The organism is Pseudomonas sp. S2_C11 (genome assembly GCF_054668395.1).
The window spans coordinates 3,733,823-3,751,526 of record NZ_CP162765.1 but is presented as its reverse complement, the minus strand read 5'-3'; the positions used below and the strand labels follow the sequence as shown (position 1 = coordinate 3,751,526).

The following is a 17,704-nucleotide window of genomic DNA, read 5'->3' as shown; positions in this document are numbered from 1 at the left end:
GTAATTCATGCGCATTTCCACCGCCCAGTATTACGGAACGCAAGCTTCGGATTATCAGCGTAACTTCAACAAGGCCGTTGCCACCGCGAGCGAGGCGAGCAGCCTGCAGCGCATCAACACCGCCGCCGATGATCCGATCGGTGCCGGGCGCTTGCTGCAATTGGGCCAGCAGGCGGCGATGCTCGATCAGTACAAGACCAACGTCAACACCACTAAAAGCGCCTTGACCGTGCAGGAGTCCACTCTGGATTCGATCACCACGGCGTTGGCGCGAGCCAAAGAGCTGGCCTTGGCCGCGAACAACGGCACCATCACCGACAAGGACCGCCAGGCATACGCCTCGGAACTGGGTGAGATCCAGCAGCAAGTGCTGGGCCTGATGAACGCCAAGGATGCCAACGGCAATTACCTGTTCTCCGGTTCGAAAACCGATACCGCGCCGTATTCGAAGAATTCTGACGGCACGTTCAGCTACAACGGCGACCAGACCACCATCGATCTGGGCATCGGCGACGGCATGACCGTGGGTACCAACACCACCGGTTGGGACGCGTTCCAGCAGACCATCAACACCGGCCGCACCAACACCAAAATGACTGCGCCAGCCGTCGATGACGGCCGTGTCGTGCTGTCCAATGGCACCGTCGGCACCGCCGCCACTTACGACGCCAAGTTCACCGCCGGGCAGCCGTATACCATCGATTTCGTCAGCAGCACCCAGCTGAAAATCACCGATGCCTTAGGCAACGATGTGACCGCCGAGGCCAGCCAGAATGGCTTGATCAGCAACAGCAGCGGCGCCAACCAGACCGTCAGCTTCCGTGGCGTCGACCTCAAGCTGAACGTCAACCTGAAGGCAGGCGATACCAATCCGGACGCCGTTATCGCAGGGCACAGTTTTCAGCTGTCGGCCTCGCCGGACTCGTTCACCACCACGCGTAATCCGGGTAACCCGTCGACCAGCGTGATCACCGGTTCGACCATCACCGATCAGGCAGCCTACACCGCAGCGTTCCCGCAGGGCGGCGCGGTGCTCAAGTTCACCAGCGCCACCGATTTCGATCTGTATGCCGCGCCGGTGACGGCCGACAGCAAGCCGGTTTCCTCGGGCACGGTTGCCGGCGGTAACGCCACCGCTGCCGGTGTGACTTTCGCCCTGGGCAGCGCGCCGGCCGCTGGTGATCAGTTCTCGATCCAGCCGAACAATCATCAGACCCAGAACGTGCTCGACACCCTGGGCCAGATGATCACCGCGCTGAATACGCCAGTCGACGGTGACCCGGTTGCCAAGCAGAAATTGCAGGGCGCGATGGAGGCGGGCCTCGGCAATATCGATGCCGCTTCCAACCAGATCGGCACGGCGGTGACCACCATTGGTGCCCGCGGCCAGGCGCTGGACATGCAGACCATCACCAACGACAGTCTGACCACGGCGAACAGCACGACCCAGGGTTCGATCCGTGATTCCGATCCGGCTGAAGTCATGACCCGTCTGACGCTGCAACAGACCATGCTGCAAGCCGCGCAACTGGCGTTCAGCAAGATCAGTCAGTTGGGGCTGTTCAACAAGATCTGATGATTGGCGGGCGCGTGCGCGCCCGCCAACGTTGTCCCTCTGTTAATGATTTTTTGCGGTATCAAGGGCTCGTTTTTGCGAGCGGGCTCGTACCGCCTGTGAGCCCGCCGTGAATTCACTCCCCCTCGTCAGCATTGCCATCCCTGCGTTCAATCCGCGCTTTTTCGAGCGGGCATTGAACAGCGCCGTCAGCCAGACATACGCGCCTCTTGAGATCATTGTCTGCGACGACAGTCGTGGTCATGAGATCGAAGGGATTGTCAGCGCTGTGGCCGAGCGCTCGGGTGTTGCCGTGCGCTATGTGCGCAACCCGCGCACATTGGGCATGGTCGGCAATCTCAAGGCGTGCCTTGATCAGGCGCAGGGTGAATTCGTCAAGTTCATGTGTGACGACGACCATCTCTATGCCGCCTGCATCGAGCAGCAGGCGCACGAGATGTTGCGTGAGGAAGTCAGCCTGGTGCTGGCTCAGCGGCTGTTCTGGGACGCCGACGACATCATTCTGCCGGCGCGCCTGGAAAACACTTCGTTGTCACCGGCCAGCGGTCTGTTCAAGGGTGACGACCTGCTGGGCATCTTCGAAAAATTTCCGGTCAATGTGCTGGGCGGTTTCTCCAGCGCCTTGTTTCGTCGTTCGGACCTCGTCGACTTGTTGCCGGCGCTGACTCAGGACGGCCACTGCTTTGTCGCCACCCTGGATTTCGCCTTGTACGTATGCTTGCTGCGGCGCGGCAATCTGGCGATGTCGAACACCGTGCTCAGTGCCGAGCGGCTGTATCCGGAGCGCTTGAGTGCTCAGCAGCCGATGAAAGACGCGGTCGAGGTCGAGCGCGAGTGGATTCTGCAAATGCTCAAGGCGCGCAGCGGCGAGTCGGCGCCAGCGCCGGGTTGGGTGCGCTATGTCCCGCTGACCAAGGCTGACGCAATGCCGCGTGTCTGGGAAGAGCTGCCCCTGAGTCGTACGCTGGGTACCAAGCAGAGTCGCCAGGAGTGGTGCGTCGGCATCGATAGCTGGAGCTTCGCCGAACTCTACGCGCACTGGCTGCAATGCCGCAGTCTCACTGAAGGGCAGCGCAAGTTACTGCCGGAAACTCTGGCCGCCTGGCCACAACAGCCGCGAATAGTGCCGATCGTCATTGATGCCCAGGGCAGTCGCGATGGAGTCGAGCGCACGCTTGAGGCGCTTGCTCGGCAGGACTATGCCCCTGAACTGATTCTGGTGCTGTCCGCTTCCTGTAACGAGGCGACGCTGGATGGCCGCGTGTTCCACATGCCACTGGAAGGTGACGGGCTGGGTCAGATCAACGCGTTGCTGCTCCAACTGGAGGGCGCCGACTGGTTTTACCTGTTGCAGGCCGGTGACCGGCTGATGGTGCCGGCCTTGCTGGTCATGGCTGACCGGATTGCGCACTCGCCGTCGCTCGGTTGCGTGTACAGCGATGAAGGCGGTCTGCGCGATGGTGAGTCCGTGGAACCCGCCTTCAAACCCGATTTCAACCTTGATCTGATGCGCAGCTACCCGTATGTCGGGCGCGCCTTGGCGTTCAAGCGCGAACGCTTTCTGGCGCTGGGTGGTTTTGACACGACGTTCACCGAACTGGCTCCTCACGACATGCTGTGGCGCATGGTCGAAAGCGACGGCACCCAGGTGATCGGGCATGTCGCCGAAGTTCTGCTGGAGTCGCCATTCGATCTGTCGCGGTGGTTGGCCGAGCCAGGCGTCATCGAACAGAATCCTCGTGTGCTCGAAGCGCATCTGCAACGCATTGGCGTTGCCCATGAAATCCGCCGTGGCAGTTGCCAATTGCTCAATCGTGTCGACTATCGGCACGCGCGCCGTCCGCTTGTGTCGATCATCATCGTGACCCGGGATCAGACCGCTGCCTTGCAGCGGTGTGTCGAGACCGTGCTGGAAAAAACCGCCTACGCCGAATACGAACTGCTGCTGGTCGACAACGGCAGCGAAACCGCTGAGGCCAGAGCATGGCTGGACGGCATCGCGCAATTGGGTGGTGACCGAATCCGCGTGCTGACGTACCCGCAGCCGGACAACATGGCTGCCCTGCACAATTTTGCCGTGACCAAGGCTCGTGGCGAATATGTGCTGCTGCTCAATACCTTTGCGGTGATTACCCACGCCGACTGGCTGGACGAACTGCTCAATCATGCGCAGCGCCCGGAAGTCGGCGTGGTCGGCGCCAAGTTGTTCAACCCGGATGGTTATGTGCTGCATGCCGGCATGATTCTGGGGATGCAGGGCGCGGTCGGGTTGCCATTTTATGGACAGTCGCTGCAGTCGGACGGTTATATGTTCCGGCTGCAGGCCGCCCACGATCTGAGTGCGGTCGGCGGTGATTGCCTGATGGTGCGCAAGGCGGTTTTCGAGGCGGTGGCAGGGCTTGATGAAGAGGATTTGAAGCAGGCGCTGAACGTGGTGGATCTGTGCCTGCGCATCGGCCAGGAAGGCTACCTGGTAGTGTGGACGCCTTATGCATTGCTGGCTCAGGGCGTGCGCCCGACTGTCGAGTCGACAGCTGAGCAAGGCCAGCAACATTTGCACGAGCAGGAGATCTTCTACAAGCGCTGGCTGCCGCGCATTGCCCGCGATCCGGCCTTCAATGTCAACCTGTCCTTGCAGGGCGTCGGCGCGACGAGTTTCAGCCTTGAGCCGGGCCTGCGTACGGGGTGGACTGCTTTTTCCAGGCCGCAATTGCCCAACGTACTCGCCGTGCCGATCAATGCCTCAGCCATTGGCCATTACCGCATGAGTCAGCCGCTGATAGAGCTGGAAGCGGCGAACCGGGCCGAAGGGTGTATTCGTTACGGTTTGCCGTCGATCATTGAAATCGAGCGTCAGTCGCCGGATGTCATCGTCCTGCAAGGGCGCTATTCCCAGGGCGCGATCGATGAAATCCCGCCGCTGAAAAAGTTCTGCCATGCCCGGCGCATCTTCGAGCTGGATGACTATGTGATTGATGTTCCGCATCGCAATGCGCATATCCGCAACATGCCCAGCAAGCAGGAAATGGAACGGATGGTGCGCCAGGCGATCAGCCTGTGCGACCGCGTGGTGGTGTCGACTCAACCACTGGCCAACGCGTTGTCGGACATGCACCACGACATTCGCGTAGTCCCCAACATGCTTGCGCAAAACCTCTGGACCGGTTTGCGGGGTCAGCGCCGCACCTCGAAAAAACCTCGCGTGGGTTGGGGCGGAGGCACCAGCCACCATGGCGATCTGGCGGTGATTGCCGATGTCGTGCGTGAGCTGGCCAACGAAGTCGACTGGGTATTCTTTGGCATGTGCCCGGATGACCTGCGTCCGTACATGCACGAGTTCCACGGTGTGATTCCTCTGGACGTCTATCCGGCCAAGCTGGCCAGTCTGAACCTCGACCTGGCCCTGGCACCGCTGGAGTTTCACATTTTCAATGACTGCAAGAGCAATCTGCGTTTGCTGGAATACGGCGCCTGCGGTTACCCGGTCATCTGCACTGATACCGAAGCCTATCAGGGCTATCTGCCGTGCACGCGGGTGAAGACCAACAGCACTGATGAGTGGCTGCAGGCGATTCGCATGCATCTGGCCGACCCTGACGCCAGTTATCGCATGGGTGACGAGCTGCACGAGGTGGTCATGCGCGATTATGTGTTGCGTGGTGACAATCTGCGGTATTGGGAGAATGGCTGGCTGGCGGATTGATCGTTTATACAGGCGGCTTTTTGGGGTTGCCTTTTTTTGGGGCCTTGGCGGCCTTTGGGCCGACCAGGCTGTTGGGGTTTTGGGTGTAGATCCGTTTCTGCGGGTGTTGCTGATTACGGTTCCGCCCTTACGGCGGGTCACCTTTTTCAAACGCCAAAAAGGTAACCCAAAAGGCTTGCTCCTGCGTTCGGCCCTCGCAGGCTCGGGTTCCTTCGCTGCGGGACTGATCCGGGCGCAGCGGCTCCGGTTTGCTTCGCTGCACCTCCTTCCGCTGTGTTCGACTTCGTCGAACGGTCGCTGCGCTCCCACGCCCGGATCAATCCCTCCACTCAGCCTTCCGACGTCGCCAGTGGATCAAGATCAAAAGCGGTACTCGAGCTTGCGCTCATTGTTGAGTGGGGCGGCTTTGCCGCGGGCAGCTGCGCTGCTTTGATTTGCTTTGCTTTGCTTTGCTTTGCTTTTGTGGGAGCGAGCCTGCTCGCGAAGGCGGCCAGCCGAGCAACCCGTTTCTCCCAAATGCCCACGATCCAACTGTAGGAGCTGCCGAAGGCTGCGATCTTTTGCTCTTGCTCTTGCTCTTGCTCTTGCTCTTGCTCTTGCTGTTCTGTGGGAGCGAGCCTGCTCGCGAAGGCGGCCTGACAGCCGACCCATTTCTTGCTGGATGCACGCGATCCAACTGGAGCTGCCGAAGGCTCGGGCCGCGATCGGACGATCTTTGCTCTGGCTTTCGATCTCTTGCCCCTTCACGCCCTCAGCCTGCCCATCAGCCTGTTGCCACTTCCACCGAAGCCTCTATCAGCTATCTCCCAAAACCCGGCTACGAGCTGGCGCGTTTCCTGCAAGTGCCCCGCAAATCGCCATAAAACGAGCGCTCGCGGTGTTTCCTCCTGCGCCCGTAGCGGCAGAAGGTTTGGCCAGAAGGCCTGCGACGCTCAAAAAAGCAGTGCGCAGCCCGGTGACGTACGAGAGGGGAGACGATGAAGGCAGTAATTTTGGCGGGTGGCCTCGGCACGCGCATCAGTGAAGAGTCGCACCTCAAGCCCAAGCCGATGATCGAGATTGGCGGCAAGCCAATTCTCTGGCACATCATGAAGCAGTATTCCGCCCACGGGATCCACGACTTCGTCATCTGCCTGGGTTACAAGGGCTACGCGATCAAGGACTTCTTCGCCAACTACTTCCTGCATACATCCGACGTCACTTTCGACATGCGCAACAACCGCATGGACGTCCATCAGAATTACAGCGAGCCGTGGAGTGTGACCCTCATCGACACCGGCGAGGAAACCATGACCGGTGGCCGCCTGTTGCGTGCCGCGCGTTATCTCAAGGATGAAGAGGCGTTCTGCTTCACCTATGGCGATGGCGTTTCCGACATCAATATTGCTGAGCTGGTCGACTATCACAAGGCTCACGGCCGCTTGGCGACCGTCACTGCGGTGCAGCCGCCAGGTCGTTACGGCGCGCTTGAACGCCAAGGTGACCAGGTGCTGGGTTTCACTGAAAAACCCCGTGGGGACGGTGGCTGGATCAATGGCGGTTTCTTCGTGCTGTCGCCAAAAGTGCTGCCGTACATCAGCGATGACAGCACCACCTGGGAAGCCGAGCCGTTGGCCCGTCTGGCTCAGGACGAACAACTGAAGGCCTTCGAGCATGAAGGCTTCTGGCATCCGATGGACACCCTGCGCGACAAGAACCATCTCGAAGCGCTGTGGCAGAGCGGGGAGGCCCCATGGAAGCAATGGGCCTGAGTGCGGAGTTCTGGCGTGGCAAGCGCGTTCTCGTCACCGGACACACCGGTTTCAAAGGCAGTTGGCTGACCCTTTGGCTGCAAAGCCTCGGCGCGCAGGTCAGCGGTTTTTCCCTGGATCCGTCGACTGAGCCAAGCCTGTTTGAACTGGCGCGCGTACACGAAGGCATCAACGACCAGCGCGGCGATTTGCGTGACCTCGGCGCCTTGCTGGAAATCATCGCCGAGACCGAACCGGAGATCGTCCTGCATCTGGCCGCCCAGCCCTTGGTGCGCGAGGGCTATCGCGATCCGCTCGGCACCTATTCAAGCAATGTCATGGGCACGCTGAACCTGCTCGAAGCGATTCGTCAGGTCGGCGGCGTGCGCGCCTGCGTGCTTGTCACTACCGACAAGGTCTACGCCAACAAGGAATGGCTGTGGCCGTACCGCGAAGACGAAGCCCTCGGTGGCCACGATCCTTACAGCAGCAGCAAGGCCTGCTGCGAGTTGCTCGCGCAGTCCTACGCCGCGTCGTTCTTCCCGGCGCACAAACATGCCGAGCATGGTTTGGCCCTGGCGACCGCACGCGCCGGCAATGTGCTGGGCGGCGGTGACTTTGCCCCGGAGCGACTGATTCCCGACGTGCTCAAAGCCTGGAGTGCCGACGAGCCGGTGACCCTGCGTTACCCGCAAGCCGTGCGCCCATGGCAGCACGCCCTTGAACCGCTGGCGGGTTACCTGCAATTGGCCGCAGGCCTTTATGAGCGAGGTCCGGAGTATGCCGGCGCGTGGAACTTCGGCCCCGGTGAGGCGGACATGTGCAGCGTCGGCGAAGTCGTCGAATTGCTCGCCAGCCGCTGGCCGCAGGCACCTGGTTTGCGTATCGAAAAAAGCGAACTGCATGAAGCCGGCCTGCTGCGCCTGGACAGCAGCCGTGCGCGGCAATTGCTGGGTTGGCAAGCGCGCTGGACCTTGCAGCAATGCCTGGCCCAGACCCTCGACTGGCACTTGGCGTGGCAGAACGGCGATGACATGCGCGCCGTAACTCTGGGCCAGTTGAATCTGTACCGAGGCGCGCTGTGAGCGAGTTTTCCCTGAAAGCGTTGCCATTGGCCGGTCTGTTCAGCATTCAGCACAAACGTTTCGAAGATCAGCGCGGGCACTTCGCCCGGTTGTTCTGCGAGGGCAGCCTGATTGCGTTCGGCAATGAATTTCATATCCGCCAGATCAACCACTCCTGCACCCGCGAGAAGGGGAGTGTGCGTGGCCTGCATTATCAGAATGCCAACGCCCCGGAAGCCAAACTGATCACGTGCCTGCGCGGTGAGGTCTGGGATGTGGCGGTGGATCTGCGGCCGGACTCGGAGACGTTTTTGCACTGGCACGCCGAGCACTTGAAGGCGGGCGATGGCCGCAGCCTGTTGATTCCGGCCGGTTTCGCTCATGGCTTTCAGACGCTTACCGCAGACGCCGAATTGCTCTATCTGCACAGCGCCGATTACGCGCCGGAGCACGAGGGCGGCTTGTCGGTGAACGATCCTCGGCTGGCGATTGCCTGGCCGTTGCCTGTCAATAATTTGTCAGCGCGCGATTCCAGCCATCCTGCGCTCGATCAACACTTTGCTGGAGTGCGTCTATGAATTGCCGTGGGTGCGCCGCACCGCTGAATCTGCCGCTGATCGACCTCGGTACTTCGCCGCCGTCCAACGCCTACGTGCACGCCGATCGCCTGGAGCAGGCCGAGCAATGGGTCCCGCTCAAAGTCGCGGTGTGCCAGCAATGCTGGCTGGTGCAGACCGAGGATTACACCAGTGCCGACAGCCTGTTCGATGCCGAGTACGCCTACTTCAGTTCGTTCTCCAGCACTTGGCTCAATCACGCCGAGCGCTATGTCGCCGAGATGAGCGAGCGTTTCGGTTTGAACGCTGACAGCCGCGTGGTTGAAGTCGCCGCCAACGATGGTTACCTGCTGCAATACGTCGCCGCGCGCGGGATCCCGTGCCTGGGCGTCGAGCCGACTCGCAGCACCGCACAGGCTGCACGCGAGAAAGGCCTGGAAATTCGCGAGCTGTTCTTCGGCCGCGACACCGCCACGCAATTGCGCAACGAAGGCTGGAGCGCCGACCTGATGGCGGCCAACAACGTGCTCGCCCATGTGCCGGACATCAACGATTTCCTCGCCGGCTTCGCGACGCTGCTCAAGCCGACCGGCGTCGCCACTTTCGAGTTTCCGCAACTGCTGACGCTGATGGCTGGCGCGCAGTTCGACACGCTGTATCACGAACATTATTCCTACCTGTCGCTGACCGCCGTGCAGACCCTGTGCGAGCGCAATGGCCTGGAAGTGTTCGACGTCAGCCAGTTGAGCACTCACGGCGGCTCGCTGCGCGTATTCGTGCAGCGCAAGGACGGCCAGCGCCGCGCTGTTCTCCCGGCAGTTCAGCAACAACTGCAGGCCGAACTCGCTGCCGGGGTGACAACTGCCGAGTTCTACGCGACCCTCGCGCCTGCTGCCGAACGCATCAAACATGACCTGCTGCGCTTCTTGTTGCAGGCCAAAGCCGACGGCAAACGTGTGGTCGGTTACGGCGCGGCGGCCAAGGGCAATACCTTGCTCAACTACGCCGGAGTCAAAGCTGATCTGCTGTCCTGGGTGGCCGATGCCAACCCGCACAAACAGGGCAAGTTCTTGCCGGGCAGTCGCATCCCGATTGTTGCGCCAGCGCAGATCGACATTGAGCAACCGGACTACGTGCTGGTGCTGCCCTGGAACCTGCTGCACGAAGTCAGTCAGCAACTGGCGCAGGTGCGTCAGTGGGACGGGCGCTTCGTCATCGCCGTGCCTGAGTTGAAAGTGCTGTGAAAGTTCTGGTCACTGGCGCCACGGGCTTTGTCGGTCGGCATCTGGTTGCTGCATTGCTTGAGCGCGGCTGCGAAGTCCGCGCGGTGGCGCGCAACGCAGAAAAGGCGCAGGGCATGCCATGGATCAACCACGTCGAATTCGTGGCAGCAGACATTCACGCTGCCGACCTGAATGTTGTCGCGCTGACCGCAAACATCGACGCACTCGCGCATCTGGCCTGGCCGGGGTTGCCGAACTATCGGGCGCTGTTTCATTTCGAGCACAACCTGATGGCCGATTACCGCTTTATCAAAAGCGCGATAGAGGCGGGCGTGTCGCAGGTGCTGGTGACCGGCACCTGCTTCGAATACGGCATGCAGAGCGGTCCGCTCAGCGAGTCAACCGAGCCACGGCCGAGCAATCCCTACGGTCTGGCCAAACATACGCTGCACCTGTTTCTGCAGAATCTGCAGCAGGAGCAACCGTTCACATTGCAGTGGGCGCGGTTGTTCTATCTGCATGGTCAAGGGCAGAACCCCAACAGCCTTTTGGCCGCGCTGGATCGGGCAATCGATGCTGGCGAGGCGTCGTTCAACATGTCGGCCGGTGAGCAGTTGCGAGATTTCCTCGCGATTGAAACCGCCGCGAGTCATCTCGCCGCGATCCTCCATCAGCGCGAGTTCGACGGCGTGATCAACTGCGCCAGCGGCCATCCGGTGTCGGTGCGTGCGCTGGTCGAACAGCGCTTGCGTGAGCGTGGCGCAACCCTGGCTCTGAACCTCGGCCATTACCCGTATCCGACCCACGAACCGCTGGCGTTCTGGGCCGTCACCGAGCGCTTGCAACAGTTATTGGGAGAGTCGCCATGAGGCACGAGTTGTACCGGGCCACCGGCCTGCCGGTATTGCAGAACCGCACTTTCGCCGATGCCGAATCGGCGCGGGCCTCGGCCAGCGCCGACATGGTCCTGGTTCAGGACGAGCGCAGCGGTCTGGTCTTCAACGCCGCGTTCGATGCCGACAAGCTCAGTTATGACGCCGACTATCAGAACGAGCAGGCGCACTCCGGTCAGTTCCAGAAGCATTTAAGTGACGTCGAAGGCATCATCGGCAAGCACTTCAAGGGCCAGGAACTGATCGAAGTCGGCTGCGGCAAGGGCTATTTTCTCGAGCTGCTCAAAGGCCTCGGCTATTCGATCACCGGCATCGACCCGGCTTATGAAGGCGAAAACCCCGAGGTGATCAAGGCGCCGTTCACGCGCGGCCTCGGCCTGGCGGCAGATGCCATTGTGCTGCGTCATGTGCTGGAGCACATCGAAGACCCGGTGAGCTTTCTGGCCGTGATCGCCGAGGCCAATCAGGGCGGGCAGATCTATATCGAAGTGCCGTGCCTGGACTGGATCCTCGAGCACAAGGCCTGGTTCGACCTGTTCTACGAACACGTCAATTATTTCCGCCTCGATGACCTGCGCCGGATGTTCGGCACGGTGCACGAGGCCGGGCATCTGTTCGGCGGCCAATATCTGTACATCGTCGCTGATCTGTCGACGTTGCGCCTGATACCCGAACAACCGGTGCCGCGCCTGACACTGCCTGAAGATTTCAGCGCCAGCCTCGACCGTGCTGTGCAGATCATCCGCTCGGCGCCTGCGCAGGGTTCGGCGATCTGGGGTGCCTCGTCCAAAGGCGTGATCTATTCGCTGTACCTGCAACGCGCCGGCGTTGCGGTCGATCGCGTAGTCGATATCAACCCGGCCAAGCAGGGGCGTTATCTGCCGCTGAGCGGCGCGCGCGTGTCCTCGCCGCAAGAGGCCATGGATGCGCTGCCGGAAGGCGCGCACCTGTTTGTGATGAATTCCAATTACCTCGAAGAGATCAAGCGGATGACCGGTGGACGCTACGTCTATCACGCCGTCGACAGCGCTTCGTTCCAGTGACCCTTGAGATGACCAACATGACCGACAACAGCATCAACCAAGCCTTCGAAGCCGAGTGCCGCGAGCAGATCGCCCAGCAAGGTGACGACCCCAAACTGACCGGCCTGGCCCGCGATTTCTTCAACGAATCGGCCAAGCACAAATACAGCTACCACTTCTCGTGGATGGGCCGCCCGATCATCCAGCTGCCGCAAGACATGATGGCCATGCAGGAGATCATCTGGCAGGTCAAGCCGGACCTGGTTATCGAGTGCGGCATTGCCCACGGCGGTTCGATCATCTACTACGCCTCGCTGCTCGAGCTGCAAGGCCACGGCGAAGTGCTCGGCATCGACCTCGACATTCGTCCGCACAACCGTGAAGCCATCGAAAGCCACCCGATGGCCAAGCGCATCAAGATGATCGAAGGCTCAAGCATCGACCCGGCCATTGCCGCTCAGGTGCAGGCCGCCGCCAAAGGCAAGAAAGTCATTCTGGTCCTCGACTCCAATCACACCCACGATCACGTGCTCGAAGAGCTGCGCCTCTACGCGCCGCTGGTGTCGGTCGACAGCTATTGCGTGGTCATGGACACCGTGGTTGAAGACATGCCGGCCGATTTCTTCCCGGATCGTCCATGGGGCCCGGGCGACAACCCGAAAACCGCCGTGTGGAAGTACCTGGAAGAGAACCAGGACTTCGAAATCGACCAGCAATTGCAGAACAAACTGCTGATCACCGTGGCGCCGGACGGCTACCTGCGTCGCGTTCGTTAATTCGCAACATTTACCCAGAGTTGTTTCGGCGAGTCGCCGGTTGTGGAGAGAAGTTATGCAAGGCAAGTACAGTTCTGAACTGACGCTACCGCTTGATGAGCTGTTGACGGTGGTGCTCATTACCCACAACCGACCGGCGTTCCTGCGTCGGGCTGTGAAGTATTACAGCGACTTGCCCTGCAAGATCATGGTGCTCGACTCCTCGCCGGAACGTCCGGAAGGCGATTTTTCCGCCGTCGATTACCATCATGTGCCGCAATTCGCGTACTGGGGGATGCAGGCCAAACTGGCCTATGGTGTCGAGCAACTGACCACGCCGTACATGGTGCTGGCGGCCGATGACGACTTCATCCTGCATGATTCATTGGCCGAATCCGTGGGTTTCCTGCAGGCCAATCCGGATTACGGCATGTGCCACGGCTACTGCCTGATGTACCTGACGCTGGCCGGTGGCGTCAGCTACTACCGCCGCGACAAAAAGGTCCAGGAAGACTACTGCTCTGAACAGGCTCAGGAGCGGGTCATCGATTACATGAGCCAGTACATCCCGCCGTTCTATGCGGTGACCCGTACTGATCTGATGAAGACCTGGCACTCGGCATTGCCACCCGGCACCAGCTTCCAGTGGCAGGAAATCGGCCATGTCTATTTCCTGCTGGCCAGTGCCAAAGCACGGATTCTGCCGATCCCTTATGTGGTTCGGGAGATCAACTACGGTGCCTCCGAGCACAGCACCGAGGTGTATCACTCGCTGACCTACGTCGATGCCAAATCGGTCGCCGAGCGTGAAGCCTTTGCCGAGTTCCTTGCCGCGCTGCCAACCCAGATCAAAGGGCTGAACGCCGAGCAGGGCAAAGCGCTTGCCCTGCAAAGCTTCGAGGCAATGGTCGACAGCCTGCAATCGAATCGAGCGCTGACTGCGGAGCTGATCATCCAGTCCACCTGGAATCAGGAGCTCAAGTACCCGGATCGTCGTTTCGGGCCTTTGCAGTACGTGGAAATGCCGTTCTACAACGAGGCATTTTTCGACCGCCTGGCGCAGTTCGAATTCATGCTGCACGCCATGCCGGCGGGGCGCATCCAGCTTGAAGGCCTGGAGGGCGTCTGGACCCGTCAGGCGCACTTGCTGCAAGCACGCAACAACGACACGCCGGAAAGCGTTCTCGACCGTTTGTGGCAGGCTCACGATCTCAATGCGTTCAATCGCACCGTGATCAAGCGGCTGGCGGCTCAGCTGACTGCGATGGGCCAAGCCGAAGAGGCGCAAGCGATGCAGGCCTGGATCGAGCGTCTCGAAGCGTTGACCGTCGATGACCATCATGCGGTCATGGACAAGATGCAGTCCGGTCGCCTGCTCAACTGGCTGGCCGCACGTGCGCCCGGCGCTCACCTCGAGGCAATCGGCCAACATCTGGCGGTGAATGGCGGCGGGCCGCAGTTCGGCATTTTTCTGCTGGATCTGGACGACGACATCGACAAGCTTCAGGTGTCTCTCGACAGCTTGCTGGAAGGGCAGTGCAAGGCCTTCCGCATTGTCGTGTTCACCACCGGCGAAGCGCCCGCCGCGACCACGGCACAGAACACCCTGCATTTTGTCCGAGTGACCGCGGGCAATCTGATCGACAAGCTCAATCAAAGCGCTCGTCAATCGCCGTGTGACTGGCTGCTGTTGGCTGAAGCCGGTGATGAGTTCACTGCCAGCGGATTGTTGCGCGCCAGCCTGGAGTTGATGAACGCCGGCGATTGCCGCGCGGTATCCACCGACGAAATCCAGCGTCAGGAAAACGGTGCCCTGACCGACGTGTTCCGGCCGGGCTTCAACCTTGATCTGCTGCTGAGCCTGCCAACGCTGATGGCGCGGCACTGGCTGGTACGGCGCGATGCGCTGGTCGAAATCGGCGGCTATCGCGCTGATTTCAGTCAGGCACTGGAGCTCGATGTGCTGCTGCGTCTTATCGAAGAACACGGCCTCAACAGCCTGGCTCACCTCGACGAGCCGCTATTGATCAGCCAGGCACCAGAGCTGGTCGAGAATGCTGATGAGCGCCTGGCGCTGCTGCGCCATTTGGGCAATCGCGGTTACAAGGGCAAAGTGACGTCAGCGGTTCCGGGGGTTTACCAGATCGACTACCACCACAGTGATCGTCCGCTGGTGTCGATCATTATTCCGGCGGGCAGCGATCTGGCGGTGCTGCAACGTTGCCTTGAAGGTGTGTTGCTGCGTACCCGTTACCATCACTATGAAGTGCTGATCGCCGCCACTGCGGATCAGACGGCTGAGATCAATGACTGGCTCGGGACTTACAAGCACTCCAGAGTGCAGGTGCTGCGTACTGATCGGACGTTGAGCGCAGCAGGATTATTCAACGCGGGCAGTCGTCAGGCGCGTGGCGAGTACCTGGTGCTGCTCGCCGCCGATGCGGAAGTGGTCAATCCGAACTGGCTCGACTCTTTGCTCAACCATGCTCTGCGTCCGGAGGTCGGCGTGGTCGGGCCAAAACTGATCGACCGTGATCGCAAGATCAGCCAGGCGGGATTGATCCTGGGCATGAATGGCGGGGTCGATTCGCCCTTCGTCGGTGAAGATCACGATGCCGACGGTTACCTGCACCGCTTGGCGGTGGAACAGAACTACTCGGCGGTATCGAGCGTGTGCCTGATGGTCCGCAAAGAGTTGTACGAGGCGCTCGGCGGTCTGGACGAAAGCACATTTGCCGAAGGCTTCAGCGATGTCGATCTGTGCCTGAGCGCCGGGCAGGCCGGTTATCTGACGGTATGGACTCCGGCGGTGCAAGTCATCCATCAGGGCGGTATGCCTGACGCCCCGCAAGCGCTGCTGGCCCTGCGCGAAAAATGGCCGGCGGCATTCGTTCAGGATCAGGCCTACAACGCGAACCTGAGCCTGAAGGGCAAAGGCTTCGTGCTCGATGACAATGCTTCACTGGACTGGGCACAGTTGCTCGCTTAAGCCTGGCGACAGGGACGGAATTGAAAAAATGTTCAACGGTAAATCGATCTTCATCTCCGGCGGCACCGGCTCGTTCGGGCGCAACTTCATCCGTCGCTTGCTGGAGCAATACCAGCCCAAGCGTGTGGTGGTGTTCTCCCGCGACGAGCTGAAACAGTACGAGATGCAGCAGACCTTCAATGCGCCGTGCATGCGTTATTTCATCGGTGACGTGCGTGACGCCGACCGCTTGCGTCAGGCCATGCGCGGTATCGATTACGTGGTGCATGCCGCCGCGCTAAAGCAGGTGCCGGCGGCGGAATACAACCCGACCGAATGCATCCGTACCAACGTCAACGGCGCGGAAAACATCATCGCCGCTGCGATCGATAACGGCGTAAAGAAAGTCGTCGCGCTGTCCACCGACAAGGCGGCCAGCCCGATCAATCTGTACGGCGCGACCAAGTTGCTTTCGGACAAATTGTTCGTCGCCGCCAACAACATTGCCGGCGAGCAGCAGACCCGTTTCGCCGTGGTGCGCTACGGCAACGTCGCTGGCTCGCGCGGCTCGGTGGTGCCGTTTTTCAGCAAGCTGATCGCTGACGGCGCGCAAGAATTGCCGATCACCGACGAGCGCATGACGCGGTTCTGGATCACCCTCGACCACGGCGTGCAGTTCGTCCTCGACAGCTTTGCGCGGATGCACGGCGGCGAAGTGTTCGTGCCGAAGATCCCGTCGATCCGCATCGTCGATCTGGCGCGCGGCATGGCTGAACATCTGCCGCACAAAAACGTCGGCATTCGTCCGGGCGAAAAGCTGCATGAACTGATGGTGCCGCTGGACGATGCGCGCATGACCCTGGAGTTCGAGGATCACTACACGATTCAGCCGTCGATTCGTTTTACCAGCGTCGACGTCGATTTCGCCGTCGATAAACTCGGTGAACGTGGCCGTGCGGTGGGCGAGGATTTCGAGTATCGCTCGGACACCAACCCGCATTTCCTTTCAGTGGGGCAGATCGCCGATCTGCACGCGAAGCTGTCGGTATGATCCCTTACTGTCGGCAGAGCCTTGATCAGGCGGACATCGACGCGGTGGTCGAAGTCCTGCAATCGGACTGGCTGACCCAGGGGCCGACCATAGAACGTTTCGAGCAGGCGATGGCCGAGCGCTGTCAGGCGGATTTCGCCGTAGCGGTGTGCAATGCCACGGCGGCGCTGCACATCGCCTGTCTGGCCGCTGACCTGGGGCCGGGCGATCGCTTGTGGACCTCGCCGAATACGTTTCTGGCTTCGGCCAATTGCGGGCGCTATTGCGGCGCCGAGGTTGATTTCGTCGACATCGATCCGCTGACCTGGAACCTCGATGCCTTTGCCCTTGAAGCAAAGCTCGAACAGGCCGAACGCGACGGCACGCTGCCCAAAGTCCTCGTCGCCGTCGCGTTCTCCGGGCAGAGCTGCGATATGCGCAAGATTGCCGACCTGGCGGTGCGCTACAACTTCACCGTGATCGAAGACGCCTCGCACGCCGTGGGCGCCAGCTACGCCGGGCGTCCAGTCGGTTGTGGCGACTTCGCGGCGATGACGGTGTTCAGTTTTCACCCGGTGAAAATCATTACCAGCGCCGAAGGCGGCATGGTCCTGACCAATCGCCCGGTGCTGGCCGAACGTCTGCGACGCCTGCGCAGCCACGGCATGACCCGCGATCCCGAGCACATGACCGAGCCGAGCCACGGGGCGTGGTATTACCAGCAAGTCGAGCTGGGCTTCAATTACCGGATCACCGATCTGCAAGCGGCGCTGGGACTGTCGCAACTACGCAAACTTGATGAGTTTGTCGCACGTCGCCGGGAACTGGCCGCGCGTTACGATCAGTTGCTCGCCTACCTGCCGCTGACCTTGCCGAGCGCGCAGCCAGAAGCCGATTCGGCGTGGCACCTGTATGTGGTGCGCTTGCAGACCGAGCGCTGCAACCTCAGTCATCGCCAAGTGTTCGAAGGTTTGCGCAACGCTGGCATCGGCGTCAATCTGCACTACATTCCCGTGCACTTGCAGCCTTACTATCGAGAGCTGGGCTTTGCCGAGGGCGATTTTCCCGAGGCCGAGCGCTATTACGCCGAGGCGCTCAGCTTGCCGCTGTTCCCTTTGCTCAGTGAGGCACAACAGGATCAGGTGGTCGAGCAACTGCGTCGGCTGCTGCTTGAGGAGTAAGG

Annotated in this window: 12 protein-coding genes; all 12 read left to right on the top strand. The window is 60.8% G+C overall.

Features of this window, described 5'->3' with window-relative positions:
• Positions 1 to 7 precede the first annotated feature (7 nt).
• Positions 8 to 1,576 (top strand): flagellar hook-associated protein 3, encoded by a 1,569-nt coding sequence (locus AB4N48_RS16950; RefSeq protein ID WP_056783756.1) that lies wholly within the window; start codon positions 8 to 10, stop codon positions 1,574 to 1,576.
• A gap of 109 nt (positions 1,577 to 1,685) precedes the next feature.
• Entirely contained in the window at positions 1,686 to 5,279 is a 3,594-nt protein-coding gene (locus tag AB4N48_RS16945) for a glycosyltransferase (RefSeq protein WP_236167935.1), read from the top strand.
• A 977-nt stretch (positions 5,280 to 6,256) separates the two neighbouring features.
• On the top strand, positions 6,257 to 7,030 hold the full coding sequence (gene rfbF / locus AB4N48_RS16940; RefSeq protein WP_041478997.1) for a glucose-1-phosphate cytidylyltransferase: 774 nt from the start codon (positions 6,257 to 6,259) through the stop codon (positions 7,028 to 7,030).
• A complete protein-coding gene (gene rfbG, locus AB4N48_RS16935) occupies positions 7,012 to 8,094 on the top strand; it encodes a CDP-glucose 4,6-dehydratase (protein ID WP_460094011.1) in 1,083 nt (360 codons plus the stop codon). Before rfbF ends, rfbG begins: the two co-directional genes overlap by 19 nt.
• Complete coding sequence (locus AB4N48_RS16930; RefSeq protein ID WP_056783766.1) at positions 8,091 to 8,651, top strand: dTDP-4-dehydrorhamnose 3,5-epimerase family protein; 561 nt, start codon at positions 8,091 to 8,093, stop codon at positions 8,649 to 8,651. Before rfbG ends, AB4N48_RS16930 begins: the two co-directional genes overlap by 4 nt.
• A complete protein-coding gene (locus tag AB4N48_RS16925; protein ID WP_460094009.1) occupies positions 8,648 to 9,874 on the top strand; it encodes a methyltransferase domain-containing protein in 1,227 nt (408 codons plus the stop codon). The genes AB4N48_RS16930 and AB4N48_RS16925 overlap by 4 nt, the downstream gene beginning before the upstream one ends.
• The gene (locus AB4N48_RS16920; protein ID WP_236167933.1) at positions 9,871 to 10,722 is read left to right on the top strand and encodes an NAD-dependent epimerase/dehydratase family protein; all 852 of its coding nucleotides are present in this window, start codon (positions 9,871 to 9,873) and stop codon (positions 10,720 to 10,722) included. The genes AB4N48_RS16925 and AB4N48_RS16920 overlap by 4 nt, the downstream gene beginning before the upstream one ends.
• Positions 10,719 to 11,789: a class I SAM-dependent methyltransferase gene (locus AB4N48_RS16915; RefSeq protein ID WP_236167932.1), complete on the top strand. Its 1,071-nt coding sequence runs from the start codon at positions 10,719 to 10,721 to the stop codon at positions 11,787 to 11,789. Before AB4N48_RS16920 ends, AB4N48_RS16915 begins: the two co-directional genes overlap by 4 nt.
• 17 nt (positions 11,790 to 11,806) lie before the next feature.
• Positions 11,807 to 12,544 (top strand): cephalosporin hydroxylase family protein, encoded by a 738-nt coding sequence (locus AB4N48_RS16910; protein ID WP_038860482.1) that lies wholly within the window; start codon positions 11,807 to 11,809, stop codon positions 12,542 to 12,544.
• Positions 12,545 to 12,599: 55 nt separating this feature from the next.
• Positions 12,600 to 15,512 (top strand): glycosyltransferase family 2 protein, encoded by a 2,913-nt coding sequence (locus AB4N48_RS16905; protein ID WP_095180709.1) that lies wholly within the window; start codon positions 12,600 to 12,602, stop codon positions 15,510 to 15,512.
• A 28-nt stretch (positions 15,513 to 15,540) separates the two neighbouring features.
• Positions 15,541 to 16,542, top strand: a complete 1,002-nt coding sequence (gene pseB, locus AB4N48_RS16900; RefSeq protein WP_041479004.1) for a UDP-N-acetylglucosamine 4,6-dehydratase (inverting) — start codon at positions 15,541 to 15,543, stop codon at positions 16,540 to 16,542.
• A complete protein-coding gene (gene pseC, locus AB4N48_RS16895; RefSeq protein ID WP_460094007.1) occupies positions 16,539 to 17,702 on the top strand; it encodes a UDP-4-amino-4,6-dideoxy-N-acetyl-beta-L-altrosamine transaminase in 1,164 nt (387 codons plus the stop codon). The genes pseB and pseC overlap by 4 nt, the downstream gene beginning before the upstream one ends.
• Positions 17,703 to 17,704: the final 2 nt, after the last annotated feature.

Bases quoted from the DNA above. Each gene is read 5' to 3' on its own strand.
- AB4N48_RS16910 (WP_038860482.1), top strand. From the start codon at position 11,807: ATGACCGACAACAGCATCAACCAAGCCTTCGAAGCCGAGTGCCGCGAG.
- pseC (WP_460094007.1), top strand. From the start codon at position 16,539: ATGATCCCTTACTGTCGGCAGAGCCTTGATCAGGCGGACATCGACGCG.
- AB4N48_RS16905 (WP_095180709.1), top strand. From the start codon at position 12,600: ATGCAAGGCAAGTACAGTTCTGAACTGACGCTACCGCTTGATGAGCTG.
- AB4N48_RS16925 (WP_460094009.1), top strand. From the start codon at position 8,648: ATGAATTGCCGTGGGTGCGCCGCACCGCTGAATCTGCCGCTGATCGAC.
- AB4N48_RS16950 (WP_056783756.1), top strand. From the start codon at position 8: ATGCGCATTTCCACCGCCCAGTATTACGGAACGCAAGCTTCGGATTAT.
- pseB (WP_041479004.1), top strand. From the start codon at position 15,541: ATGTTCAACGGTAAATCGATCTTCATCTCCGGCGGCACCGGCTCGTTC.
- rfbG (WP_460094011.1), top strand. From the start codon at position 7,012: ATGGAAGCAATGGGCCTGAGTGCGGAGTTCTGGCGTGGCAAGCGCGTT.
- AB4N48_RS16915 (WP_236167932.1), top strand. From the start codon at position 10,719: ATGAGGCACGAGTTGTACCGGGCCACCGGCCTGCCGGTATTGCAGAAC.
- rfbF (WP_041478997.1), top strand. From the start codon at position 6,257: ATGAAGGCAGTAATTTTGGCGGGTGGCCTCGGCACGCGCATCAGTGAA.